This is a genomic window from Dyadobacter sp. CY356 (assembly GCF_021440195.1).
Lineage (GTDB): Bacteria > Bacteroidota > Bacteroidia > Cytophagales > Spirosomataceae > Dyadobacter.
This window is the reverse complement of record NZ_JAJTSZ010000002.1, coordinates 793,075-813,828: the sequence shown is the minus strand read 5'-3', so window position 1 is coordinate 813,828 and position 20,754 is coordinate 793,075. Positions and strand designations below refer to the sequence as shown.

General features: G+C 39.7%; 19 protein-coding genes. 6 read left to right on the top strand and 13 right to left on the bottom strand.

Translation table 11 applies throughout. The features are described from left to right. Positions 1-41 precede the first annotated feature (41 nt). The 9 genes from LXL81_RS09730 to LXL81_RS09690 all read right to left on the bottom strand — a co-directional run bounded on the left by LXL81_RS09730 (position 42) and on the right by LXL81_RS09690 (position 7,745). Complete coding sequence (locus LXL81_RS09730) at positions 42-455, bottom strand: hypothetical protein (RefSeq protein WP_234646587.1); 414 nt, start codon at positions 453-455, stop codon at positions 42-44. Positions 456-1,086: 631 nt separating this feature from the next. Next, positions 1,087-1,479 carry a GreA/GreB family elongation factor gene (locus tag LXL81_RS09725; RefSeq protein WP_234646586.1) on the bottom strand — a complete coding sequence of 131 codons (393 nt, stop codon included), beginning with the start codon at positions 1,477-1,479 and terminating at the stop codon, positions 1,087-1,089. Between the two features lie 409 nt (positions 1,480-1,888). Beyond that, a complete protein-coding gene (locus tag LXL81_RS09720; protein WP_234646585.1) occupies positions 1,889-2,236 on the bottom strand; it encodes a TerB family tellurite resistance protein in 348 nt (115 codons plus the stop codon). A gap of 78 nt (positions 2,237-2,314) precedes the next feature. Further along, the gene (locus LXL81_RS09715) at positions 2,315-3,292 is read right to left on the bottom strand and encodes a DUF945 domain-containing protein (protein WP_234646584.1); all 978 of its coding nucleotides are present in this window, start codon (positions 3,290-3,292) and stop codon (positions 2,315-2,317) included. 262 nt (positions 3,293-3,554) lie between these two features. After that, on the bottom strand, positions 3,555-4,058 hold the full coding sequence (locus tag LXL81_RS09710; RefSeq protein WP_234646583.1) for a 2'-5' RNA ligase family protein: 504 nt from the start codon (positions 4,056-4,058) through the stop codon (positions 3,555-3,557). Positions 4,059-4,104: 46 nt separating this feature from the next. Then, positions 4,105-5,253 (bottom strand): acyltransferase, encoded by a 1,149-nt coding sequence (locus LXL81_RS09705; protein ID WP_234646582.1) that lies wholly within the window; start codon positions 5,251-5,253, stop codon positions 4,105-4,107. A 69-nt stretch (positions 5,254-5,322) separates the two neighbouring features. Continuing rightward, entirely contained in the window at positions 5,323-5,874 is a 552-nt protein-coding gene (locus LXL81_RS09700; protein ID WP_234646581.1) for a hypothetical protein, read from the bottom strand. Beyond that, on the bottom strand, positions 5,864-6,328 hold the full coding sequence (locus LXL81_RS09695; protein WP_234646580.1) for a hypothetical protein: 465 nt from the start codon (positions 6,326-6,328) through the stop codon (positions 5,864-5,866). Before LXL81_RS09695 ends, LXL81_RS09700 begins: the two co-directional genes overlap by 11 nt. A gap of 163 nt (positions 6,329-6,491) precedes the next feature. Next, on the bottom strand, positions 6,492-7,745 hold the full coding sequence (locus tag LXL81_RS09690) for an MFS transporter (RefSeq protein WP_234646579.1): 1,254 nt from the start codon (positions 7,743-7,745) through the stop codon (positions 6,492-6,494). Between the two features lie 258 nt (positions 7,746-8,003). Here LXL81_RS09690 and LXL81_RS09685 point away from each other — a divergent pair, with 258 nt between their 5' ends. From LXL81_RS09685 to LXL81_RS09670, 4 genes are all read left to right on the top strand, one after another. Then, positions 8,004-8,792: a helix-turn-helix transcriptional regulator gene (locus LXL81_RS09685; RefSeq protein ID WP_234646578.1), complete on the top strand. Its 789-nt coding sequence runs from the start codon at positions 8,004-8,006 to the stop codon at positions 8,790-8,792. A 79-nt stretch (positions 8,793-8,871) separates the two neighbouring features. After that, positions 8,872-9,684, top strand: coding sequence for an inositol monophosphatase (locus LXL81_RS09680; protein WP_234646577.1), 813 nt, complete (start codon positions 8,872-8,874; stop codon positions 9,682-9,684). A 13-nt stretch (positions 9,685-9,697) separates the two neighbouring features. After that, a complete protein-coding gene (locus LXL81_RS09675) occupies positions 9,698-10,324 on the top strand; it encodes an NAD(P)-dependent oxidoreductase (RefSeq protein WP_234646576.1) in 627 nt (208 codons plus the stop codon). A gap of 277 nt (positions 10,325-10,601) precedes the next feature. Next, a complete protein-coding gene (locus tag LXL81_RS09670) occupies positions 10,602-11,384 on the top strand; it encodes a peptidase E (protein WP_234646575.1) in 783 nt (260 codons plus the stop codon). A gap of 100 nt (positions 11,385-11,484) precedes the next feature. Here LXL81_RS09670 and LXL81_RS09665 read toward each other — a convergent pair whose 3' ends face one another. Then, the gene (locus LXL81_RS09665) at positions 11,485-14,718 is read right to left on the bottom strand and encodes a TonB-dependent receptor (protein WP_234646574.1); all 3,234 of its coding nucleotides are present in this window, start codon (positions 14,716-14,718) and stop codon (positions 11,485-11,487) included. A 350-nt stretch (positions 14,719-15,068) separates the two neighbouring features. Continuing rightward, positions 15,069-15,896 (bottom strand): universal stress protein, encoded by an 828-nt coding sequence (locus LXL81_RS09660; protein WP_234646573.1) that lies wholly within the window; start codon positions 15,894-15,896, stop codon positions 15,069-15,071. Between the two features lie 174 nt (positions 15,897-16,070). On the opposite strand from LXL81_RS09660, the gene LXL81_RS09655 reads away from it, so the two are divergent. Then, on the top strand, positions 16,071-17,129 hold the full coding sequence (locus LXL81_RS09655; protein WP_234646572.1) for a TlpA disulfide reductase family protein: 1,059 nt from the start codon (positions 16,071-16,073) through the stop codon (positions 17,127-17,129). A gap of 21 nt (positions 17,130-17,150) precedes the next feature. Here LXL81_RS09655 and LXL81_RS09650 read toward each other — a convergent pair whose 3' ends face one another. Continuing rightward, a complete protein-coding gene (locus tag LXL81_RS09650) occupies positions 17,151-18,866 on the bottom strand; it encodes an arylsulfatase (protein WP_234646571.1) in 1,716 nt (571 codons plus the stop codon). 258 nt (positions 18,867-19,124) lie between these two features. On the opposite strand from LXL81_RS09650, the gene LXL81_RS09645 reads away from it, so the two are divergent. Next, positions 19,125-20,192 (top strand): dipeptidase, encoded by a 1,068-nt coding sequence (locus tag LXL81_RS09645; RefSeq protein ID WP_234646570.1) that lies wholly within the window; start codon positions 19,125-19,127, stop codon positions 20,190-20,192. Between the two features lie 2 nt (positions 20,193-20,194). On the opposite strand, the gene LXL81_RS09640 is transcribed toward LXL81_RS09645, so the two are convergent. Continuing rightward, a complete protein-coding gene (locus tag LXL81_RS09640) occupies positions 20,195-20,719 on the bottom strand; it encodes a RidA family protein (RefSeq protein ID WP_234646569.1) in 525 nt (174 codons plus the stop codon). Positions 20,720-20,754: the final 35 nt, after the last annotated feature.

Below are 20,754 nucleotides of genomic sequence, written 5' to 3'. Positions count from 1 at the left end.
TATTATTTATGACTAATTGATTTTAGATACTTGATTAGTTATCAATCAAGGAGTGAAACAGTTCTTGCCGAAAGTAAATCCTTTGGTAAAGTCCTGTTTAGTTCAATTGATTTGTTGATCACCTGATGACCCTGTTTGACACGTAAAATGTATCTGCCGTTTTCCAGATTGGTTATGTCAAATTTCTGGCTGAATTTTGCGCTATTTTTTGGCAGATTGCTTCCGTAAAGTTCAATACCCTTTTCTGTCAGCAATTGTACCGAGGCTGATTTTTTTGAGCCTTTTTCAATAAGCAAGCAGAATTTATCAACATTTTTGACCTGATACATTCCCACAGCGAGGTGATTGTTATACTGTGATTTCTGAGCGAAACTAACCGAACTGCCTAATAGTAACAGACCAGCAAGTAATGATTTTGTGCCGATGTTACCCGACATGATTTTTAAATTTTTCATGGTAATAGCTAAATAAATTTGTTAAAAAATGATTGAAGTTTCTTGCCAACCGGTTTAAAGCATCGTGCTTTCGGAAGGCAATGCAAACGTATGGCGGATAAATTCAGCCTTCAATTTTAAAGGGTATACAAAAGGTTGATCCGCTGAAAATAGGGGTGTACAAAAGGTAAATGGAGCAATACTGAGGTTGACAAAAGGTAAACATGACCATTCTTTCGTCAGAATAGTCATATTTCCTAAGGTGTTAAATAGAAAAAGAGGCCTTTTGTGAGAGATAATCGCTTATGGATTCAAACAGTAAGTTTTAAAACTTTACCGATTCAACTTGCCATTATCTGGTAAGATTTATTGATAGATATAAAGAAGGGCATAAGATATCAATCTCGGGGTTTTCGTTTACAGCCATCGACTTGACGTAGATTGGTAGTCGGAAATCTGTTTAACCCAAAACGTCTCAGAACATCATAAAAAATATAGCAATCGTTAACGTCCATATGACGATAATGATAATTTCAGATATTGTTAATCTATCGGAATTGCGAAGTTTTATTTTTTTCATCATTACACATCGATAAAATAGAACAGGCTGGAAAGCGACATATTACTGCCGTTTCCCAGCATGATTAAAAATTTAAACAGTAACCTGCTTTACTTCAAGAATTTCAAATTTTTTCATCCCCGCCGGCATTTTCCATTCTACTTTTTCACCTTTACACAGGCCGATTAAGGCCGCACCCATAGGTGTCAAAATGGATATTTTTTGTTGTTTTATGTCTGCAAATGCCGGCATCACAATAGAAAATTCAAGCTCCTTATTTGAAATCAATTCACGCACTTTCACGATAGAATTTAGCCGGATACTATCTTCCGGAAGTTCATTATTGTCAACTACAACAGCACGGTTTAATTCATAAGACAACGTCATTTCATTGCCACTGATGTTGGAAGGCAAAGTTTCCGAGAATTGTTTTAACAGACGAAAATCATTTTCGCCCAGTATCACCAGGTTTTTATTATTGTTCATCTTTACATGGATTATATATTAAAGGTTGTATCAGAATCTACACAACGCCATTACCAGTCCCCATTTTGGAAACGTGTATATTAGAAAAGGTCAGACTGACCACCATTAAATTTAAGTTTGGAATTATTTTCCCCTGAGCCGGGGAATTTACCCCGATATCTGGCATTGAAGCAGATTCGGGGCAATCGTGTTGAAGTCCTTGAAGTTGGAGATGTAGTAGGTTTTTTTTGTAAAGCTATGGAAAGGTACCTGATTTACAGATTGGAAATCTTCCATCAGTAAATCAGGATATTGAGTTGTTCTGAAAAAATATACTTCTGATTTAATTGCCATAATCTTTCGATCAGAAAGTGGAATTGATTAATAAGATATTACTTTTAAATACCTTATGTTATACCAAAATTATTACTCAAAGCCTGCGGATCTGAGCCCAGAACTGCTGAATGAAACTTCGTTCTCTGCGTGAAATTCCTTCGTGCAACCGCGTAACACGCTGCATTGTATTTACAAAACGCTGTTTTGTAGTTTCATTTAATTCAACGTGTTGAACCGTTTTTCTCTCAGAACCAGTTATGTAATCTTCGTTTACAGGCCGGCTGATAATTTCTCCGATGAAACCGGCGTATAAATCAAGATCTTCATGAGGAAGTGCAGAGAAAAGTTCTTTAACAAAGTGCTTTTCTCTCAAATTAGGGCTACTTTCATTCAGGAATAGAGACTGAATTCCTGAGACCGGACGTAAATTAACTGATTGCATATGCTGATGAATTTAACTAGTACTGAAATTTTATGCTGATTGTTTTTGTCAACAAGAAAACTACTTCAAATCCCGTACCTAAGCATACGCACGGGCAGCCAAATGATGAAAAACACGCTCATCCAGTTTGTACCGGTCATTAAGTGTAAGACTGCTGCGGGCTGTGAACAGTGCATAATTAACAGCATTATACATTAACCAGTAGGACGGGTCTGCACTTAAAATTCGCTCTTCATATCGTAACCGTTCCTGCGCCTGTTTGGCCAGCTGAACCGGAATCGGTAATGTTTTGAGCAATCCTTCATCCGATTTTTTTACAGCTGTTTTGTGAAAATGTTCATAAATGTCAGCGGTAAGAGTTGGTTTCACCTGTAAATGATAAGCAAGCATATCCCGTAGTCGCTGCTGAAAAATATCAAGAGTCAGCTTTCCGTGATGAATTTTTTTTATCTCAGCGCCTGCTTGTACCGGTCGATTTTGGCCTTTCGGACTTTGGGAAGTTCGTGCTTTTTCTTTTCCCAATGACCATTGTTTCAACCACTGCTGGTAAGCTGAAACTTTCAAAAAGGGGTCCGCCCATCCAACAAGTCCGTTTTGACAAACGGTACGGAACAAACTGCTTCCGGGCAAAGTGTCATTATTTGGAACGGAAGCCAGTGTTTGTCCCTGAACGCTGAATGGAGTTTTTCCATTATAGCTGTTGGTCAAAATCAGACTTTTATAAAGTTTTTCGCCACCAACCGATAATTCATCTGGTAAAATTATACTGATACTGAATTCTCCCGTTGTGGTATGTTTAATTTGAAGCGAATAGTCATCAATTAATTCATTGACAACATCGCGGATCGCTGCGTTAGGAATGATGGAGTAGTCAGCACTCTGAATACCGAAAATTGTTTTGCGACCTCCATCCGGCTGTCCCACAATAAGTTGCTGGCGATCAGTTGCCATGATATCATACTCCGGCAAAAGATCTGCCAGCCACACCGGATTGACAGGATAACAAATGTCATCCCATGAACTCGCTAATTGTGGTTGTGCACTGATGTAAGTCATTTTATTTACTTTTTTATTTTTACAGTTGTAAATTTACAATGGTCATTTTTAATAACAAAATATTTGACAAACAAATATCTCTTAGTAATCAGTTTTAAGGAAAATGCTGTCTGCACTTTTTAGTCGTTCTATGTTTTTAGTAATCGTAGCTTTATCAGCGGGTGAATGTGAAATTTTCAGCGCGGTTGGATAATGGTTAAGGGACTTTTAGTTATATCCTGACAAGGTGGTGAAAATATTTTCCTGAAATGACATACGTCTTTCAATTATTGGGATTGAAGATGGGAAATTGCTGAATTATCTTCCAGACTCCGTCGCCGGTTTGTTCAATTAAACTGATTGTATCAAAATTAATAATGGAAGGTAATTTGTACTTTTTTATCTGATCAAAAATTTTGTCTGTACAAATCGAATTCCTCGGATGCATTAGCGTAATGTGCGGGAGATAATTTCTGTTAAATTCCCCGGTTCCTGCCAGTATTGTTGTTCTTAGTTCAAGAAAATCACTGTTCCCGATTTTAGCAGGAATCAATAAACCTTTTCCTTTCTCAAATCTTTCCACAGGTTCAAACTCCATTTGCAAGGGTTTCGAAAATGAAATTGTTCGGATGTTACCAATGATTTTATCCAGTTCTTCAATTTCGTTTTCTCTGCATAAAGTAATGTGCGCGGCTATAAGTTCAAACTGAACAGGATTAAATTCGGACCTTATCTTTTCAATTTCGTCCTTTTGGTTAGTAAGAAATAAGGTAAGCTGCCGTCTCATTTTATCATTTAATTTATCTGAAAGAAAGGGTAGTTTAGCAAATAAATCAAAGAATTTTCCTGACGCCAGGAATCTGAGCAACCAAATACCCAAGAAGAAAGCTGAACAGGATACCAGCTGGTGCCACTATTGCCAGTTTCATAGCAGGATCTACCGGCCAGTTTTTCAAAAAGAGCGATAAGCTGATAAGGACGAGTGGATGGAAAATATACACTGCAAAAGCACAACGGGATAATTTTGCCAGGAATGCAGATGGCTTGTTCCAATAATTTTTGCCGATGTAAAGTAAGCTCGTAATGATTGTCAGACCGGTAAGTTGCTCCCAGGTCGCATATAACAGGGACTCAAAATGAATACCACCACTAAACCATTCGAGAGGCGTATCATTTATAATCTTGATTGAGTAAATGAGAGGAAAGCCGAAAATGATCAGACCGATTGCTATGAGGCCGGATCGTTTATATTGCGAAGCGATATTTCCCAGCCAGTTGTTATGAAAACAAATAATGCCCCCAATGAATAAAGCGATATATTGCGGGAAATGTCCTAATTGAAATCCAACCGGCTTTAAGACCCATCCAACCGGAAAAATAATTCTTACAAGAAAACTTACGACACCAAGCCCGCCAGCAAATAGTAAAATGGCACTAAGTGATGGAGTTTTACAAATTGTTGGTTTCGACTCATCAACCTTTCTCCATATAATATAGACAGCCGTAAATAACAAAAGTGCGGCAACAAACCACATAACGCCAAAACTCATCCAGCCCTGGTATCCACCCAAAAATTGGACGAAAGTAATATGATGACCGCCGTCATAATAATAAACCAGATAATCCATCACCGGCGAAAGTATAAATGAATAAAAGAGCAATGGAATTCCCAGTCGATTCAGACGATCTTTAACAAAAACTGTCGTTCCTTTTTTAGTAAGAGAAGCTGGGATAAAAAGTGCAGAAAGAAAGAAGAAAAAGCCCATAAAAAATGCCTGATTGGTTGCTACAAGCATAGTTACAGGAATTATCACAGCACTTTTTGACGTCTTCTCGGCATAATACCAGGAGCCTGGTCCGGCGTATGTCACACAAGCGTGGTGCAAAATAACAAGGCCGGTGAGCAGTACCTTCAGGTGATCGATGTAGAGAATTTTTGCGGCTGGGGGTTTACTACTTGAATTATATGTTGCAACAGGCATTTTGAAATTATTTACAAACGCATTTAATCAATGATCAGTAAGGTTTTTTATATATTGTTATTAGTTATTCTAAAAAAATAATTGAAGTTTATTTTTTACGTGAGAGCTTTCTTCCTTTCTCATCACCTCATCGGTCTTGATTTGATGTTCTTTATCTTTTTGCAATAATCTATACCAAATGTGGGCTGGAATTATGCCATTAGAATGCAGTTCGAGCCGAATGATGATTTTGTGCGGAGGTTTTCTATGATTGTTAATATACCCGCTTAGAACAGCTGGTTTAACATCTATATCTGCTGCAAATTGTTTATCCTGTTTTTCCAGTCCGTTGATATACTCATTCAAGAAAAATCCGAAATTAGCATCTGCATCATATTTCTGGTTTGTAACATAATCTTCTAACTGAAATTTTAGTTGAAGTAATTTGTCGTAAATCTTTTGTTGCTTACTTCTGCTTTCGAATTGTTGTTGTCTTTCTTTCCAGAAATCTTCATCTTCCTTTTTTTCTACTTTATCTGTATTTTCTATTGATGGAAATATAAATGCTTCGGCCAGTTCTCTATCACTCAACCCCTCGAAGTCGTGCGATTCGTTTAAAGTATTTGGAGCTTTATTTTTCATAATATTTATTAATCAAAGCCAAGGAATTTTGTCCCTGAGATACTAGAAATAATTTTGTTGAAGTAAATCCATACATTTCCTGATAATGTTCTTTTAATATTGTTTTGGGTTTGAGACAAATGTAGCCTCCATATCCAGACTTAAAAGCTTCCATACACGCAAAAGCAATTAAGCAACCGGCTATTCTATCATATTTTTTTCCACTACCCATATTTTCTTTTGCACATGCAAGTAATCTGATTTGAATAGCGTAATCCATCGAACGATCTTCTATTGATATCAATCCTAATGCGCCTTCAATACCATCCGCAGTCAACATGTAAACATTATAAGAGATTTCGGTTCTCCAATTGAAATGAAATTTATCCTTATTGATGGATAGAATTTCTTTTGTATCCAATTTCCTTACAGTAGCCTTAATTTCCTTACCGCTCTTGCTATGAATAACAAACATATAATATTTAAATATAACGAAAAGTTTGCATTTTATGCAAACTTACGGTCTTCTGTTGTTATGAAATTTAAATTTATTTGTTGAGTACCAGGATATTTTGGAAAATTAAATTTAAAAAAGATCAGGTTAAAAGCAAGTTACATGCTAATCAATAGTATGGGTTTCACTCCTGAACGACCTCAAACGAAATCCTCTTAGTAGCATCAATTTTAAGCCAAAGCAGGGCGCCAATGATCAGTAAAATGGCCAGAAGCACAACCGGCGCGTGGTAATTATTACCAAATGTAGTTACGAGATAGCCAAACCCAATTGTATTTAAAGTGCTTCCAAAAAGTCCGGCAGTATTCATGGCACCTGTGATGGTGCCCGCATTTTTACCACCAATATCCATGGCTGTCGACCATGACGCAGGAATGGTAAAATCCATCAATCCAAGACCTGCGGATAGAAGTATAGTTGCCAGCGTATTGTCGTTAACAAAAACGGATATCATCATCAGTATGCCTGATAGGCCAAGTCCGGTTATTGCCACAGCAGCGCGTCCCCATCTTGGGCCAATCTTTTTGACCAGAAAATCACAGACAAAACCACCGGAAAGACAGCCCACCGCACCTAAAACGAATGAAAAGGAAGTGATAAATGACATTTGCTGATCATCAAGCCCGCGGCCCTTTTGCAAATAAGTCGGAAGCCAGGCCTGGAAGAAAAATGCTCCTGATGCGTAGCAGAAGTACATCGCCATCAAAAGCTGTAAGTTGGTATTTTTAAAAATTGACCAGGAAAATTTGTGATGTCCCTGGGGCAGATTTCGATTGGCAAGAATATTGTTTAATTCATGTTCAGTAATTCCCTTCATTTCGGCAGGTTCTTCTTTAAACCAGAATTTCCAGAAAATCACCCATAATAAACCGAGTATTCCCAGAAAGAAAAAGCTGCCCCGCCACCCGAAATGGTTTTGAATAGGGATCACTAAAAACGGCGTCAACGCACCGCCAACGCGGCTCGCAGACCATATCCAGGCTTGTCCCCGTGCCCTTTCAATGGCAGGAAACCATTTGGAAAGTACAATGGATGAATTTGGATAAGCACCGGCTTCGCCAATTCCAAAAAGAAAACGTGTGATCACAAGCATACCAAAGCCCGTCGCAAAACCTGTGAGCACGGTAAAAGCCGACCACCATAAAACGACCCGAATCAATACTTTTTTTGCACCAAGCCGGTCGCCCATCAAACCGGTCGGTATCTCAAAACCACCATAGGCCAATGCAAAGATTCCGAGAACCCAGCCGAGCTGCTCCTTGCTGAGTCCTAAATCCGTCATGATTTTGGGACTGGCGACACTAATGGCAATACGGTCCAGAAAAGTAATAACGGAGAGAAGAGAAAGTGCAAAAAGAACCTGGTAACGTTTTTTCATGAACTGATAAGAAGGAAAATTTTTTAAAATTAGTTGAAAATCAGGAAGTGAATGTTTGTAAACAATATTATTTATCAAAAGACTAACTGGAAGACTTTTACTGCGTGTAAAGAATTAATATATTGAAACTTTCAGCCTGTTTTAGATTTCCCTTCAGCATTGTAATTTTTCTAATTTTGAGTGGTGAAAAATCAATTACAAAATATTCGTCAGTTCGAACTTTCCCCCTTGGCAAAGGCGGGTGTTTTTTTGATAAATATGCAAAAGTCTGATCGTGACGAACACCATGATACGATCACTCCACATCGCGACTCGCACTATCTTTTCATGTTTGCCAGCGATGGAAAGTTAAAGCTAAATCTGGATTTTGAAGAACTGGCTGTCGAGGCGCCGGCAATGTTGTTTGTATTTCCAGGACAGGTCCACAATATAGTAGACATTACTGAACCCCGTGGCTGGGTGGTCAGTTTTGATCCGTCTCTGATTGATATGGATTTTCAAATCGCTCTTGAACAGGGGTTTAAAGGGCCCGCGTTACTTGACAAACAATCTGCATTTTTTCAGCAAATGATCATATTGCTGGATCTGATTGAAAAAACTCAGACCGACACAACCAATAGTTATACCGGCCGGACAACTCATTCACTATTGGCAGCTTTATTAAGCTTAATTGCCGGAAGAATAGAAACAGGGATACAGGATCAAATAAAAAAAGAAGGCCGTGGAGATATCATTGCACGTGAATTTAAGCAACTTCTTAAACAGAATTACAAGAGTTGGAAGCAGCCTTCACAATATGCTGCTGAGCTTGCCATTTCTGTGTCTCATTTAAATGATACTGTCAAGGAAATAACAGGTACACCAGTTTCAATGCATATTCAGCAGTTTTCCATCATGGAAGCAAAACGATTATTGTACTTTACGGATATGAGCGTCAAAGAAATTGGTTACGCACTTGGCTACGACGAGCCTGTATATTTTAACAAGCTCTTTAAAAAGGTAACAACATTAACACCGGTACAATTTCGTATAAAATTCCGCGATTAAGACCATCATTCCGCTTATTGCGCCTACATGCCGGGTCCTAAGATCCGTTTCCTTTGCATAACCATTAAACAATGTTGTTATGCAAAAAGAAATCAATATTCCTGTCATTCTTGACGCTGTTAAAAAAACTGGTGATCTGTTCCTTCCGGATTTTAGAAAAACGGTTATTCCCCTTGCAAAAGAAGATTTTGCGATTCAGTTGAATGCAATTGAAGAACGCTGCCTGCAATCTTTGAAAGAATATTTGTCTGTTGAATTTCCGGAAACGCCATGGAAAGGTGAGGAATTCGATTTCAAAGAACAAAAGAAACCGCTCGATCTGCCTGAATACTGGCTGTGTGACACCATGGATGGGGCGATCCAGTATATGCAGCATATCACGGGCTGGACCATTAATTTAGTTTTGGTACGCGAAGGACGCCCACATTTCGCCGTGATTTATGATCCGTTTTCCCAGGAAATGTTTTGGGCACAGGAAGGTGGCGGAGCTTTTTTGAATGGAAATCCTATAAAAACTTCTTCCAAAACAGACCTGAAATTGATGACCGCTGTTTTTGAGTATGCGTATCAATATGAAAAAGTTGATGGATTAAATGAAAAAATAGGCAAGTCAGTTACTGATCTTCTGGACAATTTTGGCGTGGTAAGAAATTACGGCCCGCATGGTCTGCAACTTGCATACATCGGTGCAGGCAGAATTGATGTATTTTATCAGCAGGATCTGGATACGTACAACTGGCTCGCCGGTGGCCTGATTGCAAAAGAAGCCGGGGCCGAAATTTTAACTGCCGATGGTCGCCCCTGGACCTGGGGTGACGATAGTCTTTTGGTGGCAATACCAGGCGTTGGCCAAAAGTTTTGTAATGCTAAATACGAAAAGCAGCTTTCCTGATAATCTCATTTTTATGAAAATTGTAATAATCGGTGCATCAGCCGGAATCGGTCTGGAAGCTGTCAACCAGGCTTTGGAACGCGGGCACGAGGTAACCGCTTTTTCCAGAAATACGGATATGATCCAGGATCATCAATTTCTAACCAAAATAAACGGAAATGCCACATCAGTAATGGATCTTAAAAAAGTGATAATAGATGCGGATTCTATTCTGGTCACAATTGGAACAAAAGATAAAAAAAATACTATATTATTTTCTGAAACTGCAAAGGCCCTTATTGAAGCGGTCTGCGAAATAAGACCGGATTTACCTGTTTTAATTGTCACTGGTTTTGGGGCAGGAGAGAGTAAAAATTATTTAAGCTTTTTCATGAGCATGGTGATCCGCTTTTTCCTGAAAGACCAGTATGAAGACAAAACATACATGGAAGAACTCATTGCGAAAAGTATACTGAAATGGGAAATTATCCGGCCCGGTATGCTCACCAATGGGATGCGTACGAAAAGTTATCAAGTTAAAACTAAACTTGAATCAGGTATAAAAATAGGTAAAATTTCCAGGAATGATGTGGCAGACTTTCTGCTTAACCAAGCTGAAAATCCGGATTTGCTTTATCAATATCCGGCGCTGACATACTAAAGTTTAATTATCTAAAAGAAAAAGATCAGGCAAATTCAATTGTCTGATCTTTTAGTGAAGTTTGATTTCAACTATTACAAAATACAGGCCTTTTCATTCCCGCTTCATTTTCTTTTGATGTTCCGGAAAAGTCAATTTTGTAACAACCGTGATTTGAAGTATAGCAGCAGCGTCATTAAGGGGTATTGTAGTTCTGATTTTTTTAATTTAATAGATGTATATTGTTGAAACAATATAATTTTGCTAACATGCTAAACCTCAACCAACTCCTGTTAAAATGATGAACCGACGTAAATTTGTACAATTAAGCGCTACAACTGCTCTGACGGCAAATATTTCATTAGCCCAACCTAATATTGAATTGAAGGAATTGAAAAAGAAAATTTTTATTACCGGCGGATCAATGGATCCCAAATTTATCATGTACATCGCCGGATTGACAGGGAAAGAAAATCCAAAAATTTGTTTTTTGCCCACAGCGACTGGTGATTCTCTGGTGACTATTACGCGCTGGTACGATTCCTGCCAGGGTTTGCCGATCCGTCCATATGTTCAGCGTTTGTTCATCTCGTCTTATACTCAAAAAGAATCATTTGAAACGGTGCTTTTAGGAATGGACGCCATTATTGTCGGCGGAGGAAATACGCTGAATATGATGGTGATCTGGAAAGCCCATAAAATTGATGAAGTTCTTAAAAAAGCTTGGGAGAAAGGGATCGTTTTAGGCGGAGGCAGCGCCGGTTCGCTTTGCTGGTTTGAGCACGGAACAACAGATTCCCGCCCGACAGAGCTGACAAAAGTGGACGGTCTTGGCTTTATAACAACAAGTCATTGTCCTCATTACCATGCCGAAGCACAGCGTAAACCACTATATTGGGCAAAAATCAAAAGCGGAGAATACAAAGCGGGATATGCGGTTGACGATAAAGCCGGTATTTATTTCGAAGATAATCAGGTGAAAAAAGTTGTGTCACTCGACGAACAAAATAACGCCTATTTTGTGTCTCTGGTTAAGGGGGAAGTGAAGGAAGATGTTTTTCCGAAAGAAATTCTTAAATAGCTGATTCATAATTTTTTAACAATCTGATACTAAAATTTAAAGTTCATAAAAAACCGCAAGGCTATCATGCCCTGCGGTTTTTCAGTTAAAGTCTATATTCTTAGAATGAATATCTTGCACCAAGCTGCATCTGGCAACGTGATCCAAGTGGATCAATCGAATAAGGTGCACCTGGTTTTGTCCATGTAAATGTCGGATCGCCGGTTGTCGGGTTTGTCGCACGTGTCAAACCAATAGAGGCCGTTGAATTAAACGTATTTGGAGAGAAATAAGAATAACCCAATTTCTTGTCAACCAGGTTAAGGAAATTAAGAATGTCATAAGTAACCTGGATTGACTTACGACCTTTGATCTTAAACTCGTGCATAAAACGTAGGTCCATCGTATTGTTCCATGGCGTACGGCCGCCATTTCTTTCTGTGAAATTCCCTTTCTGTCCTTTCAAATAAGATTTTGAATCAACAAAGGCCATGAAATCAGCTGCCTGCGTGCCTGTCGGTAACAGTTTTTGTGCCTCTGCCAAATCCTTTGGAATGTATGCTAAGCTGTTTGCCTGGCCTGTTCCATCGATCGTTGTATTGACATAACCCCATGAGAACGGCGTACCTGACTGGAACGAATAGAACAAACTAACCGTGGTTGCATTTTTCGGATTCCAAATGTGGCGGTAATTTACTGTTCCAACAATACGGCTGCGAACGTCAAAGTTTGAGTAAGCCAGCTTTGGATTGTTAGGATTCAGAGACTGGTTAAGCTGCCAGTTAGATTCCATCGAGTTTCTGATACCGTTCGTGATATCATATGATTTTCCGTAGGTATAAGCTGCCGAGAAACCAAAACCAGTTGAGAAATTCTTTTGGATCTGTCCTGTCAAACTGTAACGGTAACCTTGTTTTGTGTTTGATAGCATGTATGCATTCGCAAAGTTATTGTCAATCCGCTGCGCTCCGGCTGATCCGTTTGTGGCAACATAAATCGGCTGCTGGTGGTCAGTATCGTAACTATAATAACGCACAGCATCTTTTGTATTAACCTGCTGGAATTTCAGATCCTGGATCACTTTGGTATATAAGGCTTCAACTGTAAACTTGTAGCCGGCCAGCGTATAATCTACCGCCAGGTTACTTCTGAACATTTGCGGCATTTTAAAATTATTGTCGATTAAGTCAACCTGTGTACGTTTTACACCACCGTTAACCGGATTGTTGTTGATCAGCACACCTCCATTTGGTACCAAAGGATCACCAACCAGTTTGGTTGCAGCCGTCGCATTGTTGTTAAAATCATAAGCGCCGTAACCTACACCGTTGTTATAGAACGCATAACCCAGCCATGCAAAAGGAATACGGCCGGTAAATAATCCCGTTCCACCACGAAGGATAATGCTCTTATCTCCTTTGATATCCAGTTTGAAACCAAGACGGGGAGAAACCTGTACGTTATTCAGATATTTGTTGTTGATATCTTTCAAAGGTGTATAAGAATATGTTCCTCCGTAGCCAGGATCTTGCGCAGCGTTTGTTACCAACGGACTTAAAGTCGGTTTCGTAGGCAATCCTGAATAATCAAGACGAATACCCGGCGTGATCTTAAAATTATCTGTAAGCTGGATATCATCCTGAATATAAGCACTTAATAAATTAACTTTGAACTGAGCATATGGATTATCAAACTGATTGTCCAGATTATTCGTCGGGTCAGCAAAAGGGTATGATCCTCTCACACGGTTTGGCAGCGACTGGTTATTAGGCGTACCTATACCTAAAAACTGATTCAGGTTACTGTAAGAAATACGGCCATTTGGGGAGTTTACAAATCCATAATTGATGTTGTAAAACTCGTTATGTGTTCCGACCGTGAAGGTATTTTTACCTACATAAAAAGTAAAGTTATCAGTCAGCTCAAAGGTTTTTTGTTTCAGGTTGAAAACCGATGCTTCGCGGTCATTACCAAGGAAAATAGTTCCGCCATTATATCCGATTTCAACCTGAGGGAAAGTTCTGACATTGGAAAGCGTGTTACGGTAATCATGGATTGATGAATATCCAACGATCAAACTGTTGGAAGAATGTCCGCCAAACTGGCTTTTCAACTCTGCAACGGTACTTGTCTGATTGTTATGCTGTTTGTAATCAATACTTCCGAAGCGGAAATTCTGTGAATCACGTTCCAGGTTGGTTGCTTCTGAAAATACGGTATTGTTTCGAATCGATAGCTGATGTTTGGCATTGATGTTCCAGTCGATACGGTTGAAGAATTTGGTACTTTTCGAATTGATTGAATAATCACCAAAAGAACCAGCGTCAAGGCCATAATTCGTTTTAACATAATCACTGATCTGCTGCGCAACCGCAACATCTTTAATCAAAGAAGAAGCAGTACCGGCCTGAAATTGAACAGGATCCTGGCGGTTTGTGATCTCTTCATTGGTAAAGAAGAAAAGTTTATCTTTTATCAAAGGAAGACCAACGCGAACACCAGTCTGGTATTCATGAAATGTACTTGGCAATTTCTCTTTTGCATCAGAAGCGCCGTTCCATTTGGTAACCAGTGCTGAGTTACGGCCAAAACCGTAAACTGATCCCGTCAAATCGTTTGTTCCGCTGCGGGTTACCGCATTGACTGACCCACCCAAAAAGTTACCCAATCTTACATCAAAAGGGGCAACGGCAATCTGAATATCCTGAATCGCATCAAGACTGATCGGGTTGGTACGCGTACTTGATCCCGGCTGTCCGGTAGATCCTGTTGAACCACCCAGCGACGGGCTAAAACCGATAGCGTCATTATTCACCGCACCATCGACAGTCACATTATTATACCGGAAATTCGTTCCTGCAAATGAGTTGTTGTTGTTGACCTGCGGAGAAGTTCTGGTCATATCGGTCAAACTGCGGGAAATGGTAGGCAAGCGCCGAATGGTTTCCGCATTGACACTTGAACCTGTGCCTTCGCGATCCCCGCCACGTGAACCGGTCACAGTGACCTCGGTCAGTGTTTGGCCGGCATCCTTCAAAACAACATTCAGATTTGTAGTTTCACCAAGTTGTAAAACAATATCTGACAGGGTTTCAGTTTGAAATCCAACGTAAGTGATCATGATCTGGTAAGGACCGCCGGCGTTCATGCTGTTGATGCGGAAACGTCCGTCAACATCTGTAACGGTTGCATATTTAGTCCCGGTTGGCACATAGGTGGCCTGAACCGTTGCTCCGATTAAGCTTTCTTTTTTCGAGTCATTAACAAGGCCGCTTATACCACTGGTTGTGATCTGGGCCTGGGAGAGCGTTGCAAATAAAAGTAGTAATAGCAGGGTAGAAACTGAAAGCTTCATGATTCGTAACTGTTTGATTGTTCTGGTTATACAATGCAAAAGTCACAGAAATAGACAGGATGTATGTTAAGGGAATGTTATGTAACGCGTTTTTAATCCATTATTAATTTTGTAACAAGCATTAGAATAATGCTACTTAGAGCATTAAGTTTATCTTAAAAAAGCCGGTTATTTTATTGATTTATCTTCCATTTTTTAAGTAAACCCATGATATTGTATATACCATACATGAGGGCTCTTAGTTCTTTTAATAGATCTTCCATGGTATTAATTACAAATCTGAGCGGCAGGAAATGTAGCGGTCAGATCTGTAATTTTAATCTTTATTTAATGAAAAACGATTTTTCCTTTTAGTTTTCCTTAAAAATTAAAACCGGAATTTTTGCATTTAAAGTGATTGCTTCGGTAATGTTCTGATGGGTAAGATTATAGAAAAAACTGTATTTACCGGGAAGCGCAACAATGAGTTGAATATCTTTGCTCTGCTTGGCAAAGTTCAAAATTCCGGCTGCAATGTTTTCCTCCCGGGCATAGTAAACGGTATAGCTAAAATCACCAAGTCTTTCCTTAATCTGTGCCCTGTAATCTTCTTCGTCTCCTGTATGTTTGTGATCAACATTCAGAATCACAAGTTCCGGATCAGGAAGTATCTGGCGTAAGCGGTTAAGCCGTTGAAGTTGGGATATAGCACCCGCTCCACATGGTACCAGTACTTTTTCTACTTTCAGATATTTACTCGCAGAAGGGATAATCAAAACCGGGATCATGGAAGCCTGTGTTATTTCAATCACGTTTTCACCGACCGGACTTTCCTCATCACCGGCATCACTTCCCAAAACAAGCAGCGTAGCTCCCTGATCACTGATGGTGTCAAGAATTGCCTGAGCTATTGGTAAGTCACTGATCAATGTTTCCACCTTCGTGCCTGGCTTACATTGTCTGAGTAATTTCTGTCCGGTAAATGTCAATTGCTCTTCTGTATCGGTTCTTTCCTGAAGTATATATTCGGCATTAGATTGGCCATAACCAGAAGGAATTATATTGGAATAAATAGAAACATAATGTGTTTTGAGTAAAATGATTTTCTCCATATCAACATCCTGATTTAAGTCTGAGATAAACTGTAAGGCGTTGGAAGAAGTATGAGAAAAATCGACGGGAATCAGTACGGTCTTCATTTTACCTGAATTTTGGGATGAAAATTTAATTTGAATTTCAGATTTAAACTTTATGCTTTAATCGTGTAGCTGTTAATAAAGTTAAAGATTAATCAATTAATTATGTGCCATTTTTATACGCAGTTGCGGATAAGAATTATTTTTAATAGCTTATACACCTAACCGTTCCTACTGATGAGCATATCTACTGCAACCCGCAACCTCTTATCTCTGTTAATGATCACATCGATCGTCTTTAACGCATCCGCGCAAAAACCAAAACTGAATGGATACATAAAAGGAATCAATGACAAACCGATTATTTTTTGGTATTCTTTGAAAGGTGAAAGGTATAAAGATACGGTATATGCGAAAAACGATCATTTCGTCTATTTTCCAAAACCAAGCGATGAAGGATCGATTTCGATTTTCATAAGTGCACCTAGATTCACTAGTTTTTGGTATGAAAATGCTGATATTCAGCTTTCAGGTCATGTTGAAAAACCCTACGCGCTGGTTGTAAAAGGAGGAAGCGAAAATAATATTCTTACACTTTATAACACTACAATATACTGGCCTTTTGTAGACCGCATAGCCAAAGCTTCCAATGCTGAATTTATGAAAGCGAGAGAAGATAAACATAAAGCGACGCTTGATTTTATTGCGAAATATCCCAATGCAAAAACCAGTGCTGAATTATTGGAGGGTGAGACCTCTTACTCGAACGATGATATTAAGATTTATGAAAAATTATACGCCGGCTTTTCTCCGTCCGTGAAGAAAAGCCTGAATGGTGTTGAAGTAATGAAGCGAATCAACATCATTAAAAATCAGCCCGTCATAGGCAAAAAAGCCATTGATTTCACTTTGGCTGATACTTCCGGCAAAAAAGTAACCCTATCATCTTTTCAGGGAAAATATGTGCTTCTTGATTTCTGGGGACATTGGTGTTCTCCCTGTATCAGGGCATTTCCTGAGCTGGTGAAAATTCATGAGCAATATCCTGATAAGCTTGTTATGATCGGGGTCGCCGCGGAACATAGTGATGATAAATCTAAATGGATTCAGGCTATCAATAAGGGCAATGCAAAATGGATCCAAGTCTCAGAATTGCAAGGCGACCACGGTGAGCTTAGTACCAGATATAACATTGTGGAATGGCCAACTTACTTTTTGCTTGACCCAAACGGCATTGTTGTCGGCCGGGTAAATCATGTGGAAGAATTAAAAAAAGTTTTGGAACTGGTCAAATGATGGTAATGAATTTATAACGCATCATTTCTCAGCAGCTGCGCCGGGTTTAGGAAATACCTGATGGGTTTTCGCCCACTCATTCCAAAGAATTTCTAGCTCATGAACTTTTGAAGGATTACTTGCAGCCAGATCGACCGTTTCTGTTTTATCCTTGCTGAGATCATACAAATGCCAGGTTGAATCCCGCGGAAGCGACACAAGTTTCCAGTTTTCGCTGCGGACATACCTGGCTCCGTAGTGTTCATTGAAGAGCTGAACATGTCCTTTTTCATTTTTATTTTGAAAAGAAGCAACCATACTTTTTCCGGAAGTCTGCGTAATATTTTTACCATTGATACTTGACGGATATTTAACACCCGCCAGTTCACAAAAAGTAAGCATGAAATCCATCACGTGGCCGGTGAAATCACTGAATTCTCCTTTGTTAACAGTTATTCCTTTTGGCCAGAACGCGATCATTGGTGTATGAATGCCACCTTCAAAAGATTGTTCTTTCCAATACCGGTAAGGTGTATTGGCAACATGCGCCCAGCGCGGGCCAATAGATGCATAGGTAGTTTGAGGGCCAGGAACCGCTTGCTTTTTTGTAGCATAAACAATTGTCCTGCCATCCCGTGTCTGGCTCGGGCGGTCGAAACCAGGACCATAATTGGCGCAGTTTTCTGCACTTGCGCCATTGTCAGATAAAAATAAAATTAGGGTATTATCCAGTTGGCCGGTTTGTTTCAAGGCACTGATAATCCGCCCGATTCCCTGATCCATGTTATCAATCATCGCCGCGTGCACAGCCATGGCCATTGCGTCCCAGTCTTTATCCGGATTGTTCTCCCATTTCATATCATCGATGGGGTCAACGGGAAGTTTTGTTGTCGCAGGATCAATCAGGCCAAGTCTGATCATTTTTTTGTACCGCTGTTCTCTGATCACATCCCAGCCGGCTTTATAAGTTTCCTTATATTTTGCAATGTCTTTTGGTTTGGCCATCAGCGGCCAGTGCGGTGCATTCTGCGCTACGTATATGAAAAACGGTTTATCACTTTTTGCATATTCCCTGATGTAAGAAACTGTTGTATCGTTAATTGCATCTGTATGGTAATAATCTTTAGGCACCGATTTCACAGGCTCCTTACCGTTGACGAGACTAAAAGGATCGAAAAAATCAATGACGCCCCAAATGGTACCAAAAAATTTCTCAAAACCTTTGGCGGTAGGATACTGCTCAATAGGTGAAAATGGCCCATAATCTTTTTGGTGATTTAGCCAGTCAAGCTGGTCCTTCGGATCTTTCTGAGAAAAAGTATTGGAAACATGCCATTTGCCGGTCATAGCCGTATGATAACCAGCTGATTTTAGTACTTCGGCTATCGTGACTGCATTGTTTGTAAGATGTCCCTGGTAGCCAGGCGCATCTTCTGCTTCGGTCATTTTTCCAATTCCGGCTTGCTGATTATATAAACCTGTCAGTAAAGAGGCGCGGGTAGGGCAGCAGCGGGAAGTATTATAAAATTGCCGGTACCGGATTCCGTTTTGTGCAAGAAAATCAATATTAGGTGTCTGGATTTCACCGCCATAACAGCCAGCATCAGAAAACCCCATATCATCTGCCATGATCACGATAATATTCGGGCGTTTTGTTGCCGATTTACCGCTAATTTCCGTTTTGCTTTTCCAGGAAAGTAATGCTGTTATGGTAATTGTAAGAAAAATAATTCCGGATAATATCTTTATTTTATTCATTACAAATCAGATGTAAATTTGAAGCTAATCACCAGGCTAAGTTATGGCAATGATCATGCGTTTTTAGGAACTGATGAAATTATTTTATTTTTCAGTGTTTCCTTTACTTGAAAATATTCCTGAAAACAAACTTTTGATTTATTGAAAAGAATTTAAACCTTGCCTATATTGAGTTCACTAACCTTTGGGGATCAATCTGATTATCAGGAGCTCGGGTTTTCTATCTTTGAAATATCATTTTAGTAATCATATTTTTTAATGGACAGTAATCAAGTGAACCGCAGAGATTTTCTGCAAAAAGCAGGCAGTTTTCTTGCGGCTGCTCCGTTTATCAATCACGTCGATTTTTTTACTGATGATAAACCTTATCTGACATTTGACTTTCATGCACATCCGGGATTGTTTTTTGCCAGGGAAACCAAAATGTATCCCGGAGACGGTATGTTGAAAAAAACGTTGGCTGACATGACTCAGGGGCAGTTGACAGGTGCATTTTTTGCTCTGGTTGCTGATGCAAAGGTGATTGAGATCGGGCCAAACGGAGTAAAACCTTCCCGCTCCTATGAGCCTAATGAAGCCTGGGCGGAATATAACCGCCAGATGAGACTGCTAAAAGATATAATCACTGCCAACGATTTAGTGCTGGCGACAAGGTCATCCGCTCTGAATGATGCTCTAAAAACTAAAAAAACAGCTGCTTTCATTTCTGTTGAAGGCGGAGATTTTCTGGAAGGAAATGCGTCACATCTCGATCAGATGTATCATGACGGTGTTCGTTCGGTGCAGTTGGTTCATTACCATACCAACGAACTTGGGGATCTTCAAACCGAGCAGCCGATGCATAATGGTCTTTCGGCAGCAGGGAAGGAGGTTATTAAAAAAATGAACAAGTTAAAAATGCTCGTTGATCTGGCCCATGCTACTGAGGCCACCACAAAAGCGGTTTGCGATATCACGGATGCACCGATCATTATTTCTCATTCTATTCTGCAAACTAATGATAATCGTCCGATGGCAAAACGGGCGATTACTGTGCAGCACGCCAAAATGGTTGCCAGTACGGGTGGGGTAATCGGCGCATGGCCATCAGGTTTCAACACCAGTTTCGACGAATTTCTTGACAATACATTACGGCTGATCGATGCCGTCGGGATCGACCATGTAGGTTTGGGGACGGATATGGATGGCAATTTCAAGCCTGTTTTTTCTTCCTATACCCAAATGCCGGAATGGATTCAGGGTCTTAAATCAAAAGGATTGAAAGATGATGAGGTAAGAAAAATCGTTGGAGGAAATGCGAAAAGAGTGCTCGATAAAGTACTGTAAAATCAGTTTTCCACTTCTACCACCATTTCAATTTCAACGGGTATGTTAAAAGGGAGAGAATTCATGCCTACTGCTGAACGGGCATGTTTTCCCTTTTCTCCAAAAACTGCAACCATCAAATCCGAAAACCCATTGATGACTTTGGGATGCTCCGTGAAGTTTTCCGGACAGTTAACCATTCCCAGAACCTTCACAATGCGCTTCACCTTATTCAGATCACCAATTTCTTCTTTCAAAGATGAAAGAAGGCTCAATCCTGTTAATCTGGCTGCGTCATATCCCTGTTCAATCGTTAAATCTCTTCCGACTTTTCCGGCAATCAATTTCCCATCCATTGATGCCGGGCCCTGACCGGACAAAAATACCAGATTTCCAGAACGTACTGCCTTAACATAGTTTGCAAGTGGTTTTTGATTTGGAGGAAGTTGCAAACCCAGATCAATAAGCCTTTTTTCAACATCCGGCTGTTGCGCAAAAGTGGCAAATGCGCTGGTAATCAATAAGCAGAGCAAGATAAACGTTCTCATATTTTTCTTTTTATCCCAATATAAAGAAGAATTGA